19 protein-coding genes and 1 pseudogene are annotated in these 21591 nt (G+C 65.1%); 10 read left to right on the forward strand and 10 right to left on the reverse strand.

The window, feature by feature from the left end:
- Positions 1-165 precede the first annotated feature (165 nt).
- Positions 166-1344 (forward strand): aminotransferase class V-fold PLP-dependent enzyme, encoded by a 1179-nt coding sequence (locus tag CH293_RS03285; protein ID WP_037110782.1) that lies wholly within the window; start codon positions 166-168, stop codon positions 1342-1344.
- A 43-nt stretch (positions 1345-1387) separates the two neighbouring features.
- On the opposite strand, the pseudogene CH293_RS03290 reads toward CH293_RS03285, so the two are convergent.
- A pseudogene (locus CH293_RS03290) lies at positions 1388-2152 on the reverse strand (DMT family transporter); the annotation flags it as partial.
- Between the two features lie 60 nt (positions 2153-2212).
- Between CH293_RS03290 and CH293_RS03295 the strand changes: the two are divergent.
- The 3 genes from CH293_RS03295 (at position 2213) to pth (ending at position 4297) form a co-directional block, all read left to right on the forward strand.
- Positions 2213-2875 (forward strand): TetR/AcrR family transcriptional regulator, encoded by a 663-nt coding sequence (locus CH293_RS03295; protein ID WP_094719367.1) that lies wholly within the window; start codon positions 2213-2215, stop codon positions 2873-2875.
- Between the two features lie 112 nt (positions 2876-2987).
- Positions 2988-3629, forward strand: coding sequence for a 50S ribosomal protein L25/general stress protein Ctc (locus CH293_RS03300; RefSeq protein WP_176459895.1), 642 nt, complete (start codon positions 2988-2990; stop codon positions 3627-3629).
- Positions 3630-3718: 89 nt separating this feature from the next.
- Entirely contained in the window at positions 3719-4297 is a 579-nt protein-coding gene (pth, locus tag CH293_RS03305) for an aminoacyl-tRNA hydrolase (RefSeq protein WP_037110663.1), read from the forward strand.
- Positions 4298-4384: 87 nt separating this feature from the next.
- On the opposite strand, the gene CH293_RS03310 is transcribed toward pth, so the two are convergent.
- Positions 4385-6019, reverse strand: coding sequence for a fatty acyl-AMP ligase (locus CH293_RS03310; RefSeq protein ID WP_094719369.1), 1635 nt, complete (start codon positions 6017-6019; stop codon positions 4385-4387).
- Positions 6020-6164: 145 nt separating this feature from the next.
- On the opposite strand from CH293_RS03310, the gene CH293_RS03315 reads away from it, so the two are divergent.
- The 3 genes from CH293_RS03315 (at position 6165) to CH293_RS03325 (ending at position 9203) form a co-directional block, all read left to right on the forward strand.
- Entirely contained in the window at positions 6165-7826 is a 1662-nt protein-coding gene (locus CH293_RS03315; RefSeq protein WP_019664546.1) for a peptide chain release factor 3, read from the forward strand.
- Positions 7826-8479 carry a nicotinamide riboside transporter PnuC gene (gene pnuC / locus CH293_RS03320; RefSeq protein WP_037110660.1) on the forward strand — a complete coding sequence of 218 codons (654 nt, stop codon included), beginning with the start codon at positions 7826-7828 and terminating at the stop codon, positions 8477-8479. Before CH293_RS03315 ends, pnuC begins: the two co-directional genes overlap by 1 nt.
- Positions 8480-8591: 112 nt before the next feature.
- Positions 8592-9203, forward strand: coding sequence for a hypothetical protein (locus tag CH293_RS03325; RefSeq protein WP_037110659.1), 612 nt, complete (start codon positions 8592-8594; stop codon positions 9201-9203).
- Positions 9204-9212: 9 nt separating this feature from the next.
- Here the strand turns inward: CH293_RS03325 and CH293_RS03330 are convergent, their stop codons facing one another.
- From CH293_RS03330 to CH293_RS03345, 4 genes are all read right to left on the reverse strand, one after another.
- Positions 9213-9890, reverse strand: coding sequence for a DUF4166 domain-containing protein (locus CH293_RS03330; protein WP_094719370.1), 678 nt, complete (start codon positions 9888-9890; stop codon positions 9213-9215).
- A complete protein-coding gene (locus CH293_RS03335) occupies positions 9887-10351 on the reverse strand; it encodes an N-acetyltransferase (protein ID WP_037110657.1) in 465 nt (154 codons plus the stop codon). The genes CH293_RS03330 and CH293_RS03335 overlap by 4 nt, the downstream gene beginning before the upstream one ends.
- Positions 10352-10442: 91 nt before the next feature.
- Complete coding sequence (locus CH293_RS03340; RefSeq protein ID WP_037110656.1) at positions 10443-12239, reverse strand: ABC-F family ATP-binding cassette domain-containing protein; 1797 nt, start codon at positions 12237-12239, stop codon at positions 10443-10445.
- Positions 12239-13174 carry a 4-(cytidine 5'-diphospho)-2-C-methyl-D-erythritol kinase gene (locus tag CH293_RS03345; RefSeq protein ID WP_176459896.1) on the reverse strand — a complete coding sequence of 312 codons (936 nt, stop codon included), beginning with the start codon at positions 13172-13174 and terminating at the stop codon, positions 12239-12241. Before CH293_RS03345 ends, CH293_RS03340 begins: the two co-directional genes overlap by 1 nt.
- 70 nt (positions 13175-13244) lie before the next feature.
- On the opposite strand from CH293_RS03345, the gene CH293_RS03350 reads away from it, so the two are divergent.
- Positions 13245-14231, forward strand: a complete 987-nt coding sequence (locus CH293_RS03350) for a YafY family protein (protein ID WP_094719372.1) — start codon at positions 13245-13247, stop codon at positions 14229-14231.
- A gap of 48 nt (positions 14232-14279) precedes the next feature.
- Here the strand turns inward: CH293_RS03350 and rsmA are convergent, their stop codons facing one another.
- The 3 genes from rsmA to CH293_RS03365 form a co-directional block, all read right to left on the reverse strand.
- Positions 14280-15155, reverse strand: a complete 876-nt coding sequence (gene rsmA, locus CH293_RS03355; protein ID WP_094719373.1) for a 16S rRNA (adenine(1518)-N(6)/adenine(1519)-N(6))-dimethyltransferase RsmA — start codon at positions 15153-15155, stop codon at positions 14280-14282.
- A 36-nt stretch (positions 15156-15191) separates the two neighbouring features.
- Positions 15192-16319: a resuscitation-promoting factor gene (locus CH293_RS03360; protein ID WP_094719374.1), complete on the reverse strand. Its 1128-nt coding sequence runs from the start codon at positions 16317-16319 to the stop codon at positions 15192-15194.
- Between the two features lie 200 nt (positions 16320-16519).
- Entirely contained in the window at positions 16520-17350 is an 831-nt protein-coding gene (locus tag CH293_RS03365) for a TatD family hydrolase (protein ID WP_037110651.1), read from the reverse strand.
- Between the two features lie 20 nt (positions 17351-17370).
- Here CH293_RS03365 and metG point away from each other — a divergent pair, with 20 nt between their 5' ends.
- On the forward strand, positions 17371-18927 hold the full coding sequence (gene metG, locus CH293_RS03370; protein ID WP_094719375.1) for a methionine--tRNA ligase: 1557 nt from the start codon (positions 17371-17373) through the stop codon (positions 18925-18927).
- 116 nt (positions 18928-19043) lie between these two features.
- Here metG and CH293_RS03375 read toward each other — a convergent pair whose 3' ends face one another.
- Positions 19044-20429 carry a wax ester/triacylglycerol synthase family O-acyltransferase gene (locus CH293_RS03375; RefSeq protein ID WP_094719376.1) on the reverse strand — a complete coding sequence of 462 codons (1386 nt, stop codon included), beginning with the start codon at positions 20427-20429 and terminating at the stop codon, positions 19044-19046.
- 132 nt (positions 20430-20561) lie between these two features.
- Between CH293_RS03375 and CH293_RS03380 the strand changes: the two genes are divergently transcribed.
- A complete protein-coding gene (locus CH293_RS03380) occupies positions 20562-21578 on the forward strand; it encodes an alpha/beta hydrolase (RefSeq protein ID WP_255122684.1) in 1017 nt (338 codons plus the stop codon).
- Positions 21579-21591: the final 13 nt, after the last annotated feature.

The following is a 21591-nucleotide window of genomic DNA, read 5'->3' on the forward strand; positions in this document are numbered from 1 at the left end:
TGTTCGTCCCGACTACCCGAGTTGCACACGCCTACCCGAGGCAATTCGGCCCGAAACCGAGCCTATGTGAAAGCCTTGCGGGAGTGGAGCCTGCGGAACGACTCGGCCGGCTCCGCTTACGACAGTAACCACGACTCCCCAGCAGTGCACCAGGAAGGCGTCGACATGTTCGATCTCGATCGGATCCGCCGGGACACACCGGCTGCGGTGTCCTCGATATTCCTCGACAGCGCAGGGTCGTCACTGCCGCCCGACCCCGTCGTCGACGCCACCGTCGCGCACATCCGCCGCGAGGCAGTCGTCGGTGGCTACCGCGCCGCGAACGAGCGCATGGCCGACCTCGCGGCAGTCAAGACCTCCATTGCCCGGTTGATCGGCGCGACGCCGTCGGGCATTGCTCTGAGCGACAGCGCAACTCGATCGTGGAGCGACTTCTTCTACTCCGTCCCGCTGACACGCGGTGATCGGATACTGCTGTGCCAGGTCGAGTACGCCTCCAACGCGATAGCTGCGTTGCAGCGTGCGACCGCGACGGGCGCCAGCGTCGAGTTCGTACCGAGCGACCCCTCGGGGCAGATCGACCTGGCCGCGCTCGAGAACATGCTCGACGAACGCGTCCGAATTGTCTCACTTGTCCACGCGCCCACCAACGGTGGACTCGTCAACCCCGCACGAGAGGTGTCCGAACTCGCGCACCGAGTCGGCGCGCTCGTCCTGCTCGATGCATGCCAATCCATCGGACAGGTGCGAGTGGACGTCGGCGAACTCGGAGTGGACGCTCTCAGCGCGACGGGCCGAAAGTGGTTGCGGGGGCCCCGCGGAACCGGATTTCTCTATGTCCGACCTGGCCTCGCCGAAACACTGGAACCACCGGCACTGGACCTGCACAGCGCACAGTGGACCGGCGAACGGGAGTACCAACTCGCAGCCGACGCCTCGCGGTTCGAGTTCTGGGAGTGCTCCGTCGCGGCCCGGCTCGGACTCGGCGTGGCCGTCGACTACCTACTGGACATCGGAATCGACGCAGTCCAGGACGCCGTCAGCGCACGTGCAGAACACCTGCGAGCCGGCCTTCGCACCGTCGCAGGGGTCACCGTGCACGACCTCGGCGACCGCCGCAGCGGCATCGTGTCCTTCACCGTCGACGGCAGGAACCCCACCGACGTGCGCGACGAATTGGCCGCGAAGGGCATCACCGTGACGGTCAGCCATCGACGTTCGACGCTCGTGGACATGAACCTGCGGGGGTTGGACTCGGTGATTCGTGCATCCCCGCACTACTTCGTGACGTTCGATCAGCTGGACGAGTTGGTCGCCTCCATGCACACAGGGCGAGGGCACTGATCGCCGTCCCGGCCACGGCCGTCCAGGTGATGGGGTCGCCGAACATCAGTAGCGCCCACACCATCGTCGTCGCAGGTGTGAGGTAGAGCAGGGCGCTGACACGCGTGGCACCGCTGCGGCGCAGGACGAACATGTAGGTGCCGTATGCGCCGAACGTCGACAGCACGACCAACCACGCGACCGCGCCCCAGAAGCCGATCGTGACGGGCGGCGCTGCGTCGCCCAGGGCCGCGCTCCACGTCATGAACAGTCCTGCCGCGACGCACGCCTGGATCAGCATTGCGAGCGGAATCGGTTCCGTCGTCTGCAGTTTGCGTTCGAGAACGGTGCCGACCGCCAGCGACACCATGCCCGCCAGAGGCAGCAAATACACGAACCAGGGCGCACCCTCACCGCCGAGGTCACCTGCGACCACGACGACGACTCCACCGAACCCAACGGCCAGAGACACGAACTTGCCGACGCCGAAGCCCTCACCCAACACACGTACGGCCAGGCCCGCCACGACCAAGGGCTGCATGGCTGCGATGAGTGCGGCCGTGCCGGCCGGAACTCCGAGGCCGACACCCCCGAACACACACGCCAGGTAGAGGAACTGGCTGAAGAAGCCGAGCACGCTCTGTCGGCGAACCCCTGCCCAGGTCGTGCGGAGTCCGCGATACCAGCACCAGGCACCGAGGATGGCGACCGCAACGAGGTATCGCCATCCGAGCAGCGTGTGCGCGGGTGCGTGGGCGGTTCCGTTTTCCGCGCCGATGAATCCGGAACTCCACAGAATCACCAGAGCGATGGCGGCTAGTTTGTCCATACCGACGAGGTAACCATACAGGTCTGTATACTTGCAGTGCACCTGTGATCGGAGGCACACATGACCAAAGCTTTGACGCCTGCGGGCGAGCGGATTTTGACCGTCGCCAGCGCACTGTTCTACGAGCGCGGCATCCGCGCGGTCGGCGTCGACCTCATCGCCGACGAAGCCGGGACGACGAAGAAGACGCTCTACGACCGGTTCGGCTCCAAGGACGGGCTGGTGATGCGCTATCTCGAGCGACGTTTCGAAAGATGGTGCGAGTTCGTCCTCGCCTATCTCGAACCGATCCCCACCGGACCCGATCGCGTTCTGAGCATCTACGACGCACTGGCCGCCTGGATGCGCGACAACCACCGCGGCTGCGGGTTCGTCAACGCCTTCGCCGAGTACGGCGGGACCGACCATCCGGCTCTCGAGGTCATCCGGTCCGAGAAGGACTGGACGCGAGCACTGTTCGTCCAGCTCGCGGAGGACGCAGGCCTGCCGGCACCGGACGAGCTCGGCCTGAAACTGTCCCTGATCCACGAAGGCGCCGTCGTGATGAGCACCGCAGGAGCTCGCGCCGACGCCGTCGACGTCGCCCGATCCATCGCCTCCACCCTTGTGAATGGAGCCTTGCAGTCCGGTCGCTCCGCAGGCTCCGCTCCTTCCCCCAGGTCTACGTTTCCCCTCACAGGAGAGGGTCGTGTAGAGTCTCCCGGGTTGTCTCGGCGAGGGTAGCTCCGCACAGGAACTACCGTGATCGACGCGGCTCGGCTCCTCGGCCGTGCTCGTTCGTGTCTGCCCCGACGAAGCACTTGCCCACACCGTGATCTCAAGGAGCTGTTCTCTGATGTCGAACGATGTAAACAACCTCAAGGCTGCTGTACGCACCGAGTTCGGCAAGGGCGCTGCACGCCGTGCACGCCGCGACGGCCTGGTCCCCGCCGTTCTGTACGGACACGGCACCGACCCGCAGCACCTCGCACTCGACACCCGCGCATTCGCCGCAGTCCTGCGTAAGGACGGCACCAACGCCGTTCTGACCCTCGACATCGACGGCAAGGAGCAGGTCGCACTGACCAAGTCCGTCGTCGTTCACCCCATCAAGCGCAGCATCGAGCACGCCGACCTCCTCGTCCTGCGCAAGGGCGAGCGCGTCACCGTCGAGATCAACGTCGTCGTCGAGGGTGACGCAGCCCCCGGCACCCTGGTCACCACCGACTCGACCGTCGTCGAGATCGAGGCCGACGCACTGTCCATCCCCGAGTCCGTCGAGGTCTCGGTCGAGGGCGTCGAGGCAGGCACCCAGATTCTCGCAGGCGGCCTGACCCTTCCGGCCGGCGTCACCCTGATCTCCGACCCCGAGCTCCTGCTCGTCAACGTCGTCGAGGCACCGACCGAGGAAGACCTCGAAGCCGAGGGCGAAGAGGCTCCGACCGGCGACGTCGTCGACGAAGAAGAGGCATCCGAGGAAAGCTCCGACGAGAGCTGATCTCAGCCCCGCATCACGACACGCGCCGCTCCCCTCGTCGGGAGCGGCGCGTTCTCGTTTCACCCTTCTCGATGGGAGCATGATCAACCGTGACTGCAGATACGGCCCTGATCGTCGGCCTGGGTAACCCCGGCGCACAGTACGAAACGACCCGCCACAACGTCGGATTCATGGTCGCCGACGTGCTCGCAGCCCGGATCGGTGCGAAGTTCTCCTCACACAAGAAGTCGAACTCCGACATAGTCCAAGCACGCCTCGCGGACCGTTCGGTGATCGTCGCCAAACCCCGCACCTTCATGAACCTCTCCGGCCAACCCGTCGCAGGCTTGGCGCGGTTCTTCTCCACCTCGCCGTCGAACATCGTCGTCGTCCACGACGAACTCGACATCGACTTCGGTGCCATCCGGCTCAAGCTCGGCGGCGGCGAAGGCGGCCACAACGGGCTTCGCTCCATCTCCCAGCACCTGAGCACCAAGGACTACCTGCGTGTGCGCGTCGGCGTCGGGCGTCCGCCCGGCCGCATGGACCCGGCGTCGTACGTCCTCAAACCTTTCTCCTCGGCCGAACGCAAGGACCTCGGCGTCATCGTGGAAGAAGCCGCCGACGCCGCCGAGCTACTCCTGCGCGTCGGCCTCGAAGCAGCGCAGAACCAGGTTCATCCGAGGTAGCTAGCACCGTTTTTGCCGAGCTGGCACGCGTGCTCTCGCACTGGAAAGCGTGCGAAGTCTTCACAAAGGGTGCTGACTCGGTCCCATTCAGCCCAGCAGCCCCGCCGAGTTGGATCGACGGAGTTTGCCGGAGGACGTCTTGGGGATCGATCCTGGACCGAGGACGGCAACGGTTCTGGGCCGCACTCCTACTTCCGAGTGCACGGCGTGGACGACGTCGTGTTCTATCCGCTTCACCTCGTCGGGATTCTGGAAGTCGTTGGTCTCCACGGCAACCGCGAAGCTCTCCCTCTTGTCCCCCGCATCGAGCCTGATCGCGACGGCGTTGCCCGGCCGCACGCCGCGTACCGAGCCCGCTGCCCGTTCGATGTCGGTCGGGTAGATGTTGCGCCCGCCCATGATGATGACGTCCTTGACGCGGCCGCACACGACGACCAGTCCTTCTTCGGTGAAGTAGCCGACGTCACCGGTGTCGAGCCACCCGTCCTCGTCCTGTGTGGCAACAGGTCCGTCGACGGTGATGTATCCCGGTGTGACGGCTTTACCTCGGACCTCGATGATGCCGACGCCGCGTGGAGTGAGGACCTGCCCTTCTTTGTCCACGACGCGGCCTTCGAGGTTCGGCACCATCGTGCCGAGTGTCGCGAGGCGTCGCAGATTGCCCTTGGTCGACGGGACGGCTCGACCCATCGCCTCGAGCAGATCGGCGTCGACGACGTCGAGGACCTGCCCCTGACCCGGGTCGGGGATGGACACGGCCAGTGTGGTTTCGGCCATGCCGTACACGGGCGCGAGCGCGAGCGGATCCAGCTTGTACGGCGCCCCTGCCTCGGCCAGCGCCGCCATCGTGTCCGGGTCGACGGGCTCGGCGCCGTTCCAGGCGTAGCGCAGCGAGCTGAGGTCGAGATCGAGATCGTCCTCGGCTTGCGACAGCCTCCTCGCCAGCAGCGAGTACGCGAAATTGGGTGCTGCGGTGACGGTTCCGCCGTACTTGTGGATCAGCTTGGCCCACAGGAGCGGTGACCGGAGGAAATCCAGCGGCGTGATGCTGACGACCTCGGCACCTACCTGCATCGGCACCGTCAGAAAGCCGACCATGCCCATGTCGTGGAACAGTGGCAGCCAGCTGACCATGACGTCCGAGTCGACGTCGAACTTGATGCGGTCGATCATCGCGTACGCGTTGACGTAGAAGTTCTCGTGTGTGATCCGCACGGCCTTCGGTGATCCGGTGGATCCGGACGTCAACTGCTGCAGTGCGATGTCCGACTCGTCGGTGTCGACGGGATCGCAGTCCCGGCCCGCACGCATGTCGTCGATCTTCAGCACGGTGATGCCGCGTTCTTCGAGGATGGGCGCCGCGATGTCGAACGGGGCGCCCAGGATGACAGCCTTCGCGTCGATCATCTTCACGACCGTCTCGGTGTCGGTGCCCCACACCCCGAGGTCGGTGCGCGGTGTCGGCTGGTGCAGCATCGTCACCGATCCGCCTCGCATCCACGTCGCCTGACACGCAGGCGCGATGTCGACCGGTTGGCCGGCGAGGACGCCTACCGCATCGCCACGTTCGATGCCTGCGTCGGCGAGTGCGCCCGCCATCGACCGCGCCACCTGGTGAATCTCGCCCCAGGACTGCCTCAGCGCCTGATCCGGCTCACCGGTGACGAGCCCTCGCTTGCTCGTGCGCGCCGTCGAGAACATCTCCTCGGTGAATCTGCTCAAAACTCATCTCCTGTGCCGACGGTCCGACCTGTACCCACGCTATTGAAATTCGCATGCCCGCGGAGCCGTTACCCGAGAAAACGTACGAACGACCACGAGTACCCTGGTACCGGCAACACCGCCCCCGTGAATAGAAGAGGTTCGCTTGAGTACGCCGGATTCGGTCGAGACCAACACTGCGCCCGCCGAGTCGGCCCCCAAGAACGCACACAAGGAACTTCCCGCCGAGGTCTCCAGGCGCCGGACGTTCGCCGTCATCTCCCACCCCGACGCCGGTAAGTCGACGCTCACCGAGGCCCTGGCGCTGCACGCTCGTGTCATTTCCGAGGCAGGCGCGATCCACGGCAAGGCGGGCAGGCGCTCCACCGTCTCCGACTGGATGGAGATGGAGAAGGCGCGCGGTATCTCGGTCAGTTCGACGGCATTGCAGTTCAACTACCAGGTCGATGCCGCCGTCGACGACACCAACGTCATCAACCTCGTGGACACCCCTGGTCACGCCGACTTCTCCGAGGACACCTACCGCGTCCTGACGGCCGTCGACGCCGCGGTCATGCTCATCGACGCCGCCAAAGGCCTCGAACCACAGACCCTCAAGCTCTTCCAGGTGTGCCGGCAGTTCGGTATCCCGGTCATCACCGTCATCAACAAGTGGGACCGGCCCGGCCAGTCGCCACTGGAGCTTCTCGACGAGATCGAGCAGCGCATCGGTCTGACGCCGACGCCCCTGTACTGGCCCGTCGGTATCGCGGGCGACTTCCGCGGTCTGCTCGACGTCCGCGCAGGCAACTACATTCGGTTCACCCGAACCGCGGGCGGCGCGACCATCGCCCCCGAGGAATTGCTCGACGCCGACGCCGCGGCCGCCCGCGAGGGTGACGAATGGGAGACCGCTCTCGAGGAGAGCGAACTGCTCGTCTCGAGCGGGCAAGCTCACGACCAGGAACTGTTCCTGGCAGGTCAGACGTCGCCGGTGATCTTCGGTTCCGCGATGCTGAACTTCGGTGTCCGCCAGATTCTCGACACGCTAGTCGCTCTCGCGCCCGCACCCGGCCCGCGTGACGACGTCAAGGGCGGTGTCCGAGACGTCACCGATCCCTTCAGCGCCGTCGTCTTCAAGGTCCAGGCGGGAATGGACACCGCGCACCGCGACCGGTTGGCGTTCATGCGCGTCGTGTCCGGCGTGTTCGAGCGCGGCATGGTGGTCACCCACGCGCAGACCGGTAAACCGTTCACGACGAAGTACGCGCTGACGGTGTTCGGCCGCGAACGCACCACCGTGGAGAACGCCTACCCCGGTGACGTCGTCGGCTTGGTCAACGCGACCGCGTTGGCACCCGGCCACACCCTCTTCACCGACAAGAAGGTGGAGTTTCCGCCGATCCCGTCCTTCGCGCCCGAGCACTTCGCTGCCCTGCGCGTCGACAGCGCGGACAAGTACAAGAAGTTCCGTCGCGCCGTGGAACAGATGGACTCCGAAGGCGTGGTTCAGGTGTTGCGCAACGATATTCGCGGCGACGCCTCCCCTGTCCTCGCCGCCGTCGGGCCGATGCAGTTCGAGGTGGTCACCGCGCGCATGAAGTCCGAGTTCGGCGTCGACGCGCGGCTCGAACCACTCGGGTACTCCGTCGCACGCCGCACCGACACGGAATCCGCCGTCGAACTCGGTCGCCAGCGCGGCGTCGAGGTCTTCACTCGTACCGACGGCGCGTTGCTGGCTCTGGTCAGCGACAAGTGGCGCCTGCAGTACCTCGAGAAGGAAATGCCCGAATTGACGCTGGAGCCTCTCGTCGCCGCAGGCGAATAGTGCTCCTCGGGCTGCTCGACGCGCAGGTCTCCATCGCGGGACACCCCATCCTGTGGCGCGAGATCGTCGGTAACGGTTTCGGTCTGGCGTCGGCGATCGGGGGAATGCGACGAGTGGTGTGGGCGTGGCCGGTGGGGATCATCGGGAACGCTTTGCTGTTCACCGTGTTCCTCGGCGGCGCCTTCCACACCCCGCAGGCGTTGGATCTCTACGGCCAGGCCGGGCGGCAGTTGCTGTTCATCGCGGTCAGTGTCTACGGCTGGTCGCAGTGGCTGCGCACCTCGCGGGCTCGCAAGACGGCGGTGTTGCCGCGGTGGGCGTCGGCGAAGGAACGCATCGCGATGATCGCGGTGATGGTCGTCGGCACCGCGGCGTTCGCCCAACTGTTCGGCTATCTCGGGTCCTACGGCAAATGGGCCGACGCGTGGATCTTCACCGGATCCTTGCTTGCGACGTTCGGCATGGCACGGGGAATCACCGAATTCTGGCTGATCTGGATAGGCGTCGATGTGGTGGGTGTGCCGCTGCTGTTCCGTGCCGGTTTCTACCCGTCCGCATTTCTGTATCTTGTGTATGCAGCCTTCGTGGCCTGGGGTTTCGTGGTGTGGCTGCGCATTCAGAAGGCGAACGGTACTTCGAAAATCTCCGCCTAAACGGGTGAAGTGTTATTCTTCGGTGGTCCGAACGGACTTCGAGTAGGTTTTCCTCGGAAATCGTAGAGTTTGACGCTTCTGATGTGGGGTTGGATATGACGCAGGGCTCGCTATGACGCAGGGATCCAGCTATCCGCTGGCGGGAATCAAGATCGGCCAGGCGCCGGCTCATCGTCTGAGCACGCCTACTCCCAAGCTGGCCAGTGGCGTCTCGGCGTCCAAGTCGAACTCTCCCTCGGACGCGGCGACAGACAGTGCCGCTGCGGACCCAGCAGCAGCGAAGTCGACCGAGAACTCCGCATCGAAGGCCGAGACGAAGCAAGAACCCGAAAGCACGACGCCGAAGCAGCCCTCCAAGGATTCGAACGAGGTTGAAGTGACTACTAGCGATCAGATCTCCGAGCACGGCCTGCCCACCAATGGCCGTTCCACCCACTCGTCGGGCTCGACGTCCACGGCCGCCGGCCGCGGCGGAGCCCCTGACCGCCGTACCGCCATGGGCGTCGCGTCCGTGCGCATCGCGGGCCGCCTCACCCAGAACGAGCTCGGTAGCCGCACCGGCGACATTCGCACCCCTGACACGTCCGTCGGCCCGGACGAGCTGCTGCAGCTCCTCGGTGAGTACCTGGTGTCCGGCGGTCTGCAGAACCCCGAGATTCACGTCCGGTCCAACGGCCAGACCATCGTTCTCGACCTGCTGAACCCGGCCAAGGGTTACCGCTGACCCGCTAGGTCACTCCCGTTCCACCAGCTTCGACGGGTGTGCTCCGGCCGGGATGTCGGCTGGAGCGCACTCGCGTTCTTCTGCGGTGAACCAGCCGTGATAGTGGAACAGAGTGCCCAGCACCGGGCTCGTGACGTCGATCTGCACCCGGTGCTTCTGTTCGTCCTCGTCCCACCACTCCCGCGCGGAGGTCAGGGCAGACGCCAACTGCGGAATGCTGATTCCCAGTACCCGCGGTGCACCGCTCTCCAGGACGAGGCCACCGGCGGAGTCGACCGAGCACGTCGTCCGGACAATCATGTCCGAGGAGAAGCCGAGGTAGTCCAGCGCGAAGTCCGCGCCGGGCGTACGAGCGGGCGTCACCATCACGGAGTTCATCCCCTGAGGTGATCCGACGAACGCAAACCGTCGTATGAAAGCCATGGTCTCGCGGCCGACGGCGTCGACATACGCATAGTTTTCGATCGTGAACGGCACGTCCACCCCCCGCCCACCGGGAAACAGCCCACGCTTTCCACCGAGCCACAACACCGGCGGCGGGATCAACTTGGAGTGCCGCATCTCCTCCATGACACCGACGCCGAGCTGGCAGCGGTGGTCTCCGGATGCGAGACCGAACCTCCACTGCACCTTAGGATGGAGCTTCTCGAACTCGCTTCCGAGAGCGGTACGCACAACGGATGTCATAGATCTTTCCTCATCTGAATCGACGTTTCTCGATAGTCCAACGAGGTGTACAACTGCCGAGCGACGGCGTTGCCACCGAAGACGTTGAGCCCCAACGACACAGCACCCTCCGCCCGTGCAGCATCCTCCGCCAGTTTCATCGTCGCCCGACCGAGCCCCCTGCCGCGGAACACCTCGTCGATCTCGATGTCCCACACCCACCAGTGCAGCGGTTCCGCGTCGTTTCGCGGAGCGATCCACAGGTAACCGACGCGCACGTCGTCGTCGAACACGTCGAAGATGCGTTGGGTCGGCGTGGGCACTCCGCCGGGGAAGGTGAGCCGATAGGAGATCTCCGCATTGGCTTCCGCCTCGGCCTGCGTCTCTCCCGTCGCGACGCGCTCGGCGACGTACCGTTCCCTGGTACCGCCGAGCCATTGCCGGACTCGCTCGGGGTCCATGAGCACCAGCGTCGGGTTCATGCACCCCACCCTATGTGAGTGGAAATGTAGGGCAGGGGCAGGAGCGGAGCCCGCGGAGTGACCACAGGCACCTCGAAGCCACTCACGTAGGTCAGTCGAGCTCGGCAGCCAGTTCCATCCAGCGTTCCTCGGCGACGTCCTTGTCCGCCAGGACCTTCTTCAACTCGGTGTCGAGTTCCACGAGCTTGCTCGGATCCGTGGCCGCTTCCGCGAGTTCCGCGTGCAGCGCGATCTCGCGATCCGACAATCGGACCACCAGCTTCTCGAGCTTGCTCAGCTCCTTACGCGCTGCCCGCTCCGAGGCTGCGTCGCGGACGGCCTTCTTTGCCGTACCCCCGGTCGTCAAGGAATCCGGCGTTGCTTCGGCCGCGAGCACCGCACGCCGCCGCAGGTACTCCTCGATCCCACCGGGCAGGTTGGTGAGCTTGCCGTCACCGAACAGCGCCCACGTCGAATCACAGATACGTTCGATCAGGTAGCGGTCGTGACTGATCACCACGAGTGTTCCGGCCCAGCCGTCGAGCAGATCCTCCAGCTGCTGGAGCGTGTCGATGTCCAGGTCGTTGGTCGGCTCGTCGAGCAACAGCACGTTCGGCTCGGCCATGAGCACACGCGTCAGCTGGAGCCTGCGACGTTCACCGCCGGACAGATCACCGACGGGCGTGCGCTGACGGGCGGGGGTGAAGCCCAACCGTTCAGCCAGCTGACCGGCGGAGATCTCCTTGTCGCCGAGGGTGATTCGCTCGGCTACTTCCTTCACGGCGTCGAGTACGCGGAGGTTCTTCGGCAGATCGTCCAATTCCTGCCTCAGCCAACCGATCTCCACGGTCTGACCTTGAATCCTCTTGCCGGTCGCCGGTTCCAGCTCGCCGGCGAGGGTACGCAGCAGCGTGGTCTTGCCGGAACCGTTGACGCCGACGAGCCCGACGCGCTCACCCGGCGCCAGGCGCCACGTGAAATCCTTCACCAGCTCACGGCCGTCGGGAGTTTCGAGGCGAGCGTCCTCGAGTTCGATGACGACACGTCCGAGCCTGCGCTTGGCGAAGGACGCCAACGCCACGGAGTCTCGAGGAGCAGGCACGTCGGCGATGAGGGCTTCGGCGGCTTCGATTCTGTACTTGGGCTTGGACGTTCGAGCCGGAGCACCGCGTCGCAACCAGGCAAGTTCTTTACGTGCGAGGTTTCGACGACGCTCTTCCGACGCATCGGCCTGGCGTGCACGTTCGGCGCGCGCGAAGATCCAGTCGTTGTACCCACCCTCGTACGTCTCGACCTTGCCGCCCACGACCTCCCACGTCTGGTTGGCCACGGTGTCGAGGAACCACCGATCGTGCGTCACGACGACGAGCGCACTGCGTCGCGACACCAGATGCGCCGCAAGCCATTGCACACCCTCGACGTCGAGGTGGTTGGTCGGCTCGTCCAGCACCAGCAGATCCAGATCCTGGACCAGAGCCGCCGCCAACGCGACTCGGCGACGCTCGCCGCCGGACAGGTTGTCGATGGTGGCGTCGAGACCCGAGCTGCCCGCCGGACCGAGGTCCGCGATACCGATGCCGGTCAGGATGTTGCGGACCCGCGAATCACCCGCCCACTCGTGCTCGGCCATGCCGAGCGGATCCAGAACGACCTGTCCGACGGTCGATCCCGGCGGCAGAACCCCACGCTGCGTCACGACGGCCATCCGCAGCCCGCCGACGCGGCTGACGCGCCCGGAATCCGGCGGTTCGAGACCTGCGAGCACTTCGAGAGTGGTTGTCTTGCCGCCTCCGTTGAGGCCGACCATACCGATGCGCTCGCCCTCCTGAACACCGAGCGAGACGCCGTCGAGCAGCGGTTTGACGCCGAAGGACTTGGAGACGTTTTCGAGATTGACGAGATTGACCATCAGGGGAAACCAATCGATTCACTAGTGACAACACGAGCGCCGGGAACGGGTCCGCTCGCGACACGCACGGTACGGCAGACGCCTGCACCGGAGAGTTCAGCACCGACCGACACCGCGGTATCGGAGTCGGCGCAGAGAAATGCGCAGGTGGGACCGGACCCGGACACTATCCCGGCCAGGGCACCTGCGGTCAGACCTGCACGCAACGTGCGGCGCAACTGAGGAAGGAGCGACACCGCCGCGGCCTGGAGATCGTTGCCCAGAAGCGGAGCGAGAGCGTGCGCGTCGCCGCTCACCAATGCCTGCATCAACGCATCCGGATCACCTAACCGGGGCGGATCGCCTTTCGCCCTCAGCTCGTCCAGTTCCGCGAAGACGGAGGGAGTCTGCAAGCCGCCCTTGGCCAGCGCCAGCACCCAGTGGAAACTGTTGCGAGACAGCACCGGAAGCAGCTTCTCGCCGCGACCGGTCCCCACCGCTGTTCCGCCGTGCAGAACGAACGGGACATCGCTGCCGAGTTGCGCGGCGAGATCGCTGAGTTCGCTGCGCGAGAGGTCCAACTTCCACAGGGAATCGAGTGCGACGAGGGTCGCTGCAGCATCGGAACTACCACCGGCCATTCCACCCGCGACGGGAATGCCCTTGTCGATGGTGATCTCGACCAGCGGCTCACGCCCCACCTTGTCCGCCAGAAGCACAGCGGCCTTCCACACGAGGTTCCGCTCGTCCGTCGGCACACTCTTCGCGTCGGCGCCCTTGACGATCACCTTCAGCCCCTGCGACGGCACCACCGAGACCTCGTCGGACAGCGAGAGTGCCTGAAAGACGGTCGTCAGTTCGTGGTAACCGTCCTCGCGGAGGTCACCCACGGACAGATGCAGGTTGACCTTGGACGGAGCCCGAACGACAACGGGACTGTGGACAACGGAGAGCACGGTGTTCAAGACTAATCGAGCATCGGTTCGAGGACAGCATCCGTCCGCAATACCTGTCATCATCGGACCCATGCGGGAAACATCTGCGCGGCTGCTCAAGCTGCTGTCACTGCTCCAGACACGTCGTGACTGGGCCGGCGCCGACCTGGCCGACAGGTTGAACGTCACACCGCGCACCGTCCGCCGCGACGTCGACAAACTCCGGGAGATCGGATACCCCGTGAACGCGACGGCCGGGGTGGGCGGCGGTTATCAACTCGGCGCCGGAGCCGAGATGCCTCCACTCCTCCTCGACGACGACGAAGCCCTCGCCGTCGCCTTCGGCCTCCAGTCCGCAGCAGGTGGCTCCGTAGCGGGCATCGGGGAGGCGTCGCTGCGCGCGCTGACCAAGTTGCGCCAGGTGATGCCATCGCGCATACAGCACCGGCTCGATGCACTGAGGATCGACGTCGTCGAACGCCCGGCGATGTCCGCGGTGGACGCCACGGTGCTGTCGACCGTCGCCGGGGTCTGCCACAACCACGAACGCCTCAGGTTCGACTACCGACGCCACGACGGCACCGAAGCCCGTCGCGAAGTCGAGCCCTACAGCCTCGTGCGTTCGGGGGCACGCTGGTACCTGCTCGGGTGGGACCTGATGCGCGAAGACTGGCGTTCCTTCCGCGTGGACAGGCTCGAACCCAAGATCCCCACCGGCCCACGATTCACCCCGCGACCACTTCCCGACGGCGGGGCCGCGGCATTCGTCGCCGCCGGAATCGACCGCACCTTCAGCCGAGTGCAGGCACGCATCGAGCTGGCGGCATCCATCGAAACTATCGCACCGATGGTCGACGAGCAGTGGGGCACTCTCGAATCCGGCTCGGAGGACACGTGCACACTCATTCTGTCCGGTGACTCACTCGCCTCCATCGCACGATGGCTCTCGGCCTTCGACACCCCGTTCACCGTCCTCGACCCGCCCGAACTGCGCGACGAATGCCTGAAAGTGGCTCAGCGGCACAGCCTTCTCAGTGAGCGGTATCTGGCGAGTGTGCGCCTGAATGTCGCCCACTAGCTGACAGATCGTATGAATGGGCCAGTCGAGCGATGGAGGGGTGAACCCTCAGGCTCGAGTGCCCGCCAACCTCACGAATGCTGCGGCGTCGATGGTTTCCCCGCGAGCACTGGGGTCGATGTCGGCTTCACGCAGACGCCGCTCCGCCTCGGCCGGCGAACCCGCCCATCCGGCGAGCGCTGCTCTCAACGTCTTTCGGCGCTGCGCGAAGGCTGCGTCGACGACGGCGAAGACACGACGGCGGTGCTCGTCGTCCATCGGCCACGGAGGCTCGGCATACCGATCGATACGAACCAGTCCTGATTCGACCTTGGGCACCGGCCAGAACACCGAACGCCCGACGGAGCCTGCACGTTTGACGGTGCCGAAGAAGTTGGCCTTGACGCTCGGGATTCCGTAGATCTTGCTTCCCGGGTCCGCCGCGAGCCTGTCCGCAACCTCGGCCTGCACCATCACCAGCGCAGTGCGCAGCGTAGGCAACTGCGAGAACAGGTGCAGCAGAACCGGAACCGCGACGTTGTACGGGAGGTTCGCGACCAGAGCAGACGGTTCACCGGGAATGTCCGCAGCAGTGACCCGAAGCGCGTCGAACTCGACGACGGTCAACTGGTCGGCGTGTGACGGCGCTCGTTCGGCTGCCGTCTGCGGCAAGCGGGCAGCGAGCTTGGGATCGATCTCGACCGCGATCACAGCGTCGGCGACATCGAGCAGCGCCAGCGTCAGCGAGCCGAGTCCGGGACCGACCTCGAGCACGGTGTCCGCTCCCCCGACACCCGCCGAGGCGACGATGCGTCGGACGGTGTTGGCGTCGTGGACGAAGTTCTGTCCGAGTTGCTTGGTGGGACGGACATCCAGTTCTGCGGCGAGAGACCGTACTTCCGCGGGTCCGAGCAGCGCCGCGGGTTCTCTCACATGTTCGGACACTGTGAAAACTCTACGCACCCGTCACTCGATGGTTCGTCACCGATAGCCGAGTCGCGAGGTGCACGCGGGCCATGCGCCCCAACCCTGGGACTTCTGCGTGACGGACGCGATGGCGATCTGCTCCTCGCGGGTGGCCAGGTCCGCGCGCGGGGCGTACTTCAGTCCGCCCTGGCGCTCCCAGGTGTTCTGGTCGAACTGCACGCCGCCGAAGAAACCGTTGCCGGTGTTGATGGCCCAGTTGCCGGTCGCCTCGCACTGCGCGAGTGCATCCCAGATCGCACCGTTCTCGACGGGCGGGACCTCGGTGCCCGGTTTCGCTCCGACACGCACGACCTTGGGCTGCGCGGGAACCTGGATGTCCTCGTCGACCTTCTCGCGGCCTACTTCCTGGCCGTTGACGGTGTTGATTTCCCAGGTGATGTCGGAGACGCCGGGCGAACCTGGATTCTCGACGACGGTCCTGGACATGTTCATCGTCGGGTCCTCGATGCGCTGCTCCGGAGGCTCGACGTCGGTGGTCTCGGTCTTGGTCTCGGTACGGTCACGGGTGACGACGATCTCGGTGCCGTCCTCGACTTTCTCGTCCGGCGCGGGGGTCACGGTGTCGGCCTGCTCGAGCGGTTTGCCCGCTTCCTCCAGGAACTCACGCACGGTGGGCGCAGCCAGGGTCAGCGGTGCGGCAGGTGCGGCGCCGTCGACCAGGGACACTGCCTTGGGCAGCGCCACGTCCAGTTCGGTGCCTTCGAGCGGAAGACGTTCGCCGCGCGACGCGGACACGTGCACGTCCTCGGCCAGATCCATCTGCTGCAACGCCTCGTCGACGGTCAGAGCCGTCGTCCAGATCTGCTGAGGCCGGCCGTCCACCGTCACACTGAGCTCACGAGCGCGACGGAGGACGACCGTCTCACCATCCGACAATTCCGAGTCACCCGAGGGTGCTACGAGGTCCTTGTCGCCTGTTTCGTAGCCTGCGGCCTGCAGAGCACCGTTGACGTCTCCCGTCATGGTGCTGAGCGTGATCATTTCGCCATCGACGTCGATCGTCACCGTTTTGTGACGTGCGACCGCGGTGGCGCCCCCGACGATCAGAGTGGCCAGCAGCGCAGCGACCACCAGGTACAACATCGTGGACCTGGAGGAGTTCAGGCGGGCAATACTGGACACAAGCAATTCCTGAGTTCTTCGGGCAGAGCCCGTCGGCTGGATCACGGTACGGTAACGAATTGATGGAGCTACCGCAACTCTGCTCGCCCTCACCGGAGCGAATGTCACATTCGGTCACCCGGGGCCGCTGCCGCACACGTTTCAGTCACTCGCACAGGTTGCAACACGAGCGGATGACTGGAAGGTGAGCGAAAGTAACGTCAGGAGAGGCCGTACACCCGCTCGGCGTTGGCAGTGACGTGCGACGCCAGCTCGTCCGGATCGTCGCCGCGGATGTCCGCCAAGGCACGCACTGTGTACGGCAGGCAGTACGACTCGTTCGGTGCACCGCGGAACGGATGCGGCGTCAGGAACGGTGCGTCGGTCTCGACCAAAAGCTGACCGTCGGGAATGAGCACGGCCGCTTCGCGCAGTGCATGGGCGTTCTTGAAGCTGACCGTGCCGGACAGGCTGAGCACGTAGCCCGCATCGATGCACGCTCGCGCGGTGTCCGGACCCGAGGAGAAGCAATGGAAGATCACCGTCTCCGGCGCGCCCTCGTCCTTCAACACGGACAGCAGGTCGTCGTCGGCCTCGCGGTTGTGGATCATCAACGGCTTACCGAGCCGCTTCGCGAGGTCGATGTGCCAGCGAAAACCGTCCTGCTGCTCGGGGACGGTCGCGCATCCGTCGAGCTTGCCCGGCCAGTAGTAGTCGAGCCCCGTTTCGCCGACGGCCACGACCCGCGGATTCGACGCCAACCGCTCGATTTCCGCCTTGACGTCGTCGTCCAGCACGTTCGCCCGCGTGGGGTGAATCGCGACGGCCGCCCAGACCCGCGAATCCCAGTTCGCGGCGTCGACGGCGAAGCGCGCGGCCTCGAGGTCGTCGGCGACGGTCACGACTCTCCCGACGCCGACGGACTCGGCCCGATCCAGGATCTCGGCCACGCTCGCGGCGTCGGATGCGCCGCAGGCATCGAGGTGTGTGTGCGCGTCGACGAGCGGCGACAGCGCCTCCGGCAAAGGTGGTGCAGGACGTTCTCTACTCACGTCGATAGAGTAGGCGCACCATGACTGCGCCAGCTGATGCCTCACGGCCCACCTTCTACGTCACGACCGCCATTGCGTACCCCAACGGTGTCCCGCACATCGGCCACGCATACGAGTACATCTCGACGGACGTGATCGCTCGATTCAAGCGACTCGACGGATACGACGTCATGTTCTTGACCGGCACGGACGAGCACGGCCTGAAGATGCAGCAGACGGCCGTCAAGGAAGGCATCGACGTCCGCGACCTCGCGACACGCAACTCGGACGTGTTCAAGAAGCTCGACGAGACACTCGGCATCTCCTACGACCGATTCATCCGCACGACGGACGCCGATCACCACGAGGCAAGCAAGGCGATCTGGTCGAAGATGGTCGAACGCGGTGACATCTACCTGGACACGTACTCCGGGTGGTACTCGGTGCGCGACGAGGCGTTCTACACCGAGGGCGAAACGACCGTCGCCGACGACGGGACCCGCGTCGCCACCGAGACGAACACGCCGGTGGAGTGGACCGAGGAGTCGACATACTTCTTCAAGCTGTCGGCGTACCAGGACAAGTTGCTCGAGCTGTACGAGACCAACCCGGGCTTCATCGCGCCCAACACTCGGCGCAACGAGATCGTCAGCTTCGTCAAGGGCGGGTTGAAGGACCTGTCGATCTCGCGCACCACGTTCGACTGGGGTGTCCAGGTCCCGAACGATCCCGAGCACGTCATGTACGTCTGGGTCGACGCCCTGACCAACTACCTCACCGGCGTCGGCTACCCGGACGGCTCGTCGGAGAAGTTCACGAAGTACTGGCCGGCCGACCTGCACATCATCGGCAAGGACATCACGCGCTTCCACACCGTGTACTGGCCGGCGTTCCTCATGTCCGCGGGCATCGAACTGCCGAAGCGCGTGTTCGTCCACGGATTCCTGAACAACAAGGGCGAGAAGATGTCGAAGTCGGTCGGCAACGTCGTCGACCCGTTCGCGCTCGTCGACGAGTTCGGCCTCGATCCGCTGCGCTTCTTCCTCCTCCGCGAGGTCTCCTACGGCCAGGACGGCAGCTACAGCGCCGAGGCCATCGTCACCCGCATGAACGCCGACCTGTCCAACGAGCTCGGCAACCTCGCGCAGCGCTCGTTGACGATGGTGGCCAAGAACCTCGAAGGAAAGGTCCCGACGCCGGGGCCGTTCACGGCCGACGACGAAGCCCTGTTGGCCCGCGCGGATGCTCTGCTCGAGATCTGCCGTCGGGAATTCGACGTTCAAGCGCTGCACACGGCACTGGAAGCGATCTGGTCGGTACTCGGCGAGACCAACCGCTACTTCTCCCAGCAGGAACCGTGGGTGCTGCGCAAGACCGACCCGGACCGTATGGCCACCGTGCTGTACGTGACGCTCGAAGTCCTGCGGATCGTCGGCATCCTGGTCCAGCCCGTCATGCCGGGGTCGGCCGCTCGCATCCTCGAACTCCTCGGCGGCCCGGCGAACCAGTTCTCCGACATCGGCACCCGCATCGTGCCGGGTTCGCCATTGCCCGCTCCGTCACCGGTCTTCCCCAAGTACGAGGTGAAGGACGCCTGAGGGTTCGCCCCTCATCCCCTGTTCGGGCATCGATGGTCCGTAGCAACGTCTGGACAGTTGGCATGTGCCATTCATGCCGAACGGGGGCCGGGCGAGACAGGGCAGGGGGCGGGTGACTACGCCGGATCAACGGATACGGCTTTTTCCAGTTCCTCCAGTGAGTTCTCCAGGTGTGTGAGCATGCGCTGCAGGTGTGGGACGCTGCGGCGGCAGCCGATGAGACCGAAGTTGAGCGAGTCGCCGTTGCTTGCGACGGTGATGTTCAGTGCCATGCCGTCGCAGACGATGGAGGCCGGGTAGATTCCGTCGAGTTTGGCGCCGTTCCAGTACAGTTCGTCCTTCGTTCCCGGGACGTTGGAGATGATGACGTTGAACGGCGGCGGGGTGTTGTTGACGAAGCCGGGTACCGGTCCGAACAGCAGCGGCAGCATGGTGACGGCGCCGAAGGCGAGTGATTCGAGAGTGTTGAACTCTCGCATCATGTCCTTGCCCTTGACGGTGGAGTCGGTGATGGTGGCGAGCCTGTCGAGCGGATCCGGTTGGTGTGTACCGAGATTGCACAGGATGGTGGACACCGAGTTGCCCGGCCCACTGTCCTCGCCTGGTTTGCGGAGCGAGACGGGAACCATTGCAATCAAGGGCGAGTCAGGCAAAGCGTCCTGATCGATCAGATATCCCCGTAGGGCTCCCGAGCACATGGCGAGCAGAATGTCGTTCAGGGTCACGTCCAATGCCTTTGCGACCGCGTTCATTCGGCTGACGGACCAGCTTTCGGCCGCGAAGCGTCGCGCACCACCGATCGGCACGTTGAACATCGTTCGCGGGGCACGCAGCGGCAGTTGCGCACCTTCGTTGCGGACGGCGCGTACGCCCAATCGTGCTGCGGCAGGCACGAAGTCCGCGATGTCGCCGGCGAGCTTGCGACCGAGGGACAGCCCTCCGGAGACCCTTTCCAGCGCCCCCGGCGCTTCCTTGTGCTTCTTCTCCCTGAACAGCGACGGATCCCACGTGGCGACGCCGGTGCGGTCGTCCGGGTCGGGGGTGAGGGTGTTCATCATCAGCTTGAGCGCGGAGACACCGTCGACGAGCGAGTGGTGGACCTTGGTGTAGAGCGCGATCCGACCGTCGGCGAGGCCCTCGATGATGTGCAGTTCCCACATCGGCCGGTACCGGTCGAGGGGTGCACTGTGGTGCAGGGAGAGGAATTGGAAGAGTTCTCGAATCCGGCCCGGAGCGGGCAGTACGACGCGCCTCACGTGATATTCGAAATCGATGTCGTCTTCCCTCGACCAGGCGAGGCTTCCCATGACGTTCACCGGTCGGCCAGGACGTTTTCGAAACAGTTCGTGGACGTCGCCCGTTGTGAATTGTTTGTGGATTTCTTCTGCAAGTTCGTGGGGGTCACCAGGCGGAACGAACAACTGCAACCCGCCGACGTGCATAGGGTGTTCGCGAGACTCCGCGATCAAGAACATGGACTCGGTAACAGGCATGAGCGCCATCTGCGATCACCTTTCCGCCTAGTTTCGATCACGGTGTGACATCGAACACGACCGCATGTTTAGACAGACTAGGTCACGGGTTATTGTCCGTTACCAGGAGTTCCAAGAAGACGCGAAATGGAGGCGAGGACGATGACCACCGTGCTCACCGCTCTGCCCCAGCCGACGCCCAGAGGCGTCCCCACCAGGCTCGACATGCACGGTCGCAGCATCCATTCGCGCGCTCTCTCGACATATTTGCAGCTGACGGTTCGTCCGTTCCTCACGGTGTGGTCCAAGACGTCCGCTCTTCCGTGGCCGATGGGCCTCGTCGACTACGCGGGAATGCTTGTTCCGCCGCTCAAGGGAACCCGCCACAGCAAGATCGCGCTCGCCGAGTGCGATGCGGAATGGATCCGCGCCGAGGGCGTTTCCAACGACCGCGTGGTGCTCTATCTGCACGGAGGCGCGTTCGTCTGTTGCGGGCTGAACAGCCACCGGCGGCTGACCTCACGCATCTCGGCCAGCGCCGACGCCCCCGTTCTGTCGGTCGACTACCGGATGATGCCGCGCAACCCCATTGCCCATGCGGTGGAGGACGGCGTCGACGGTTTCCGCTTTTTACTGGAATCCGGGTACCGCGCCGACCAGATCGTCATCGCCGGCGACTCCGCAGGCGGGTACCTCGCCTTCATGGTCGCCCTGATGCTGCGTGATCTCGGCTTACCGACACCGGCTGGTATCGCCACCATGTCGCCGCTGACCGACATGGACCCCAGCGGCAAACTCGAGCACGCCAACGCATCGAAGTGCGCAGTCTTCCCCGCCGGGGCCGTACCCGCCCTGACGGTCCTCGCCGACCGCGTGGACGCTCGCATCGTCGTCGAAGGCGAACGGGGACCACGAGTTTCACCCGTCGACGCCGATCTCGTCGGCCTACCCCCGGTCCTGATCCAGGCAGGCTCGACGGAGATGGTGCTCGCCGACGCCGAACTGATGGCAGAGCGTCTCGCCGCAGCAGGCGTCGACTGCGAACTTCAGGTGTGGGACAACCAGGTACACGTGTTCCAGGCCGCGGACTTCGTGCCCGAAGCGCACCGCGCGGTCCGCAAATTCGGCGCATTCGTCAAAGCCCACAGCCCAATGTCCGCCACTGCCGACTCCGCCTGAGTTACCTTTCTTC

The organism is Rhodococcus sp. 14-2470-1b (genome assembly GCF_002259415.1).
GTDB lineage: Bacteria > Actinomycetota > Actinomycetes > Mycobacteriales > Mycobacteriaceae > Rhodococcoides.

Bases quoted from the DNA above. Each gene is read 5' to 3' on its own strand.
- CH293_RS03285 (WP_037110782.1), top strand. From the start codon at position 166: ATGTTCGATCTCGATCGGATCCGCCGGGACACACCGGCTGCGGTGTCC.
- CH293_RS03295 (WP_094719367.1), top strand. From the start codon at position 2,213: ATGACCAAAGCTTTGACGCCTGCGGGCGAGCGGATTTTGACCGTCGCC.
- CH293_RS03300 (WP_176459895.1), top strand. From the start codon at position 2,988: ATGTCGAACGATGTAAACAACCTCAAGGCTGCTGTACGCACCGAGTTC.
- CH293_RS03325 (WP_037110659.1), top strand. From the start codon at position 8,592: ATGACGCAGGGATCCAGCTATCCGCTGGCGGGAATCAAGATCGGCCAG.
- CH293_RS03330 (WP_094719370.1), bottom strand. From the start codon at position 9,890: ATGACATCCGTTGTGCGTACCGCTCTCGGAAGCGAGTTCGAGAAGCTC.
- CH293_RS03335 (WP_037110657.1), bottom strand. From the start codon at position 10,351: ATGAACCCGACGCTGGTGCTCATGGACCCCGAGCGAGTCCGGCAATGG.
- CH293_RS03340 (WP_037110656.1), bottom strand. From the start codon at position 12,239: ATGGTCAATCTCGTCAATCTCGAAAACGTCTCCAAGTCCTTCGGCGTC.
- CH293_RS03350 (WP_094719372.1), top strand. From the start codon at position 13,245: ATGCGGGAAACATCTGCGCGGCTGCTCAAGCTGCTGTCACTGCTCCAG.
- metG (WP_094719375.1), top strand. From the start codon at position 17,371: ATGACTGCGCCAGCTGATGCCTCACGGCCCACCTTCTACGTCACGACC.
- CH293_RS03375 (WP_094719376.1), bottom strand. From the start codon at position 20,429: ATGGCGCTCATGCCTGTTACCGAGTCCATGTTCTTGATCGCGGAGTCT.
- CH293_RS03380 (WP_255122684.1), top strand. From the start codon at position 20,562: ATGACCACCGTGCTCACCGCTCTGCCCCAGCCGACGCCCAGAGGCGTC.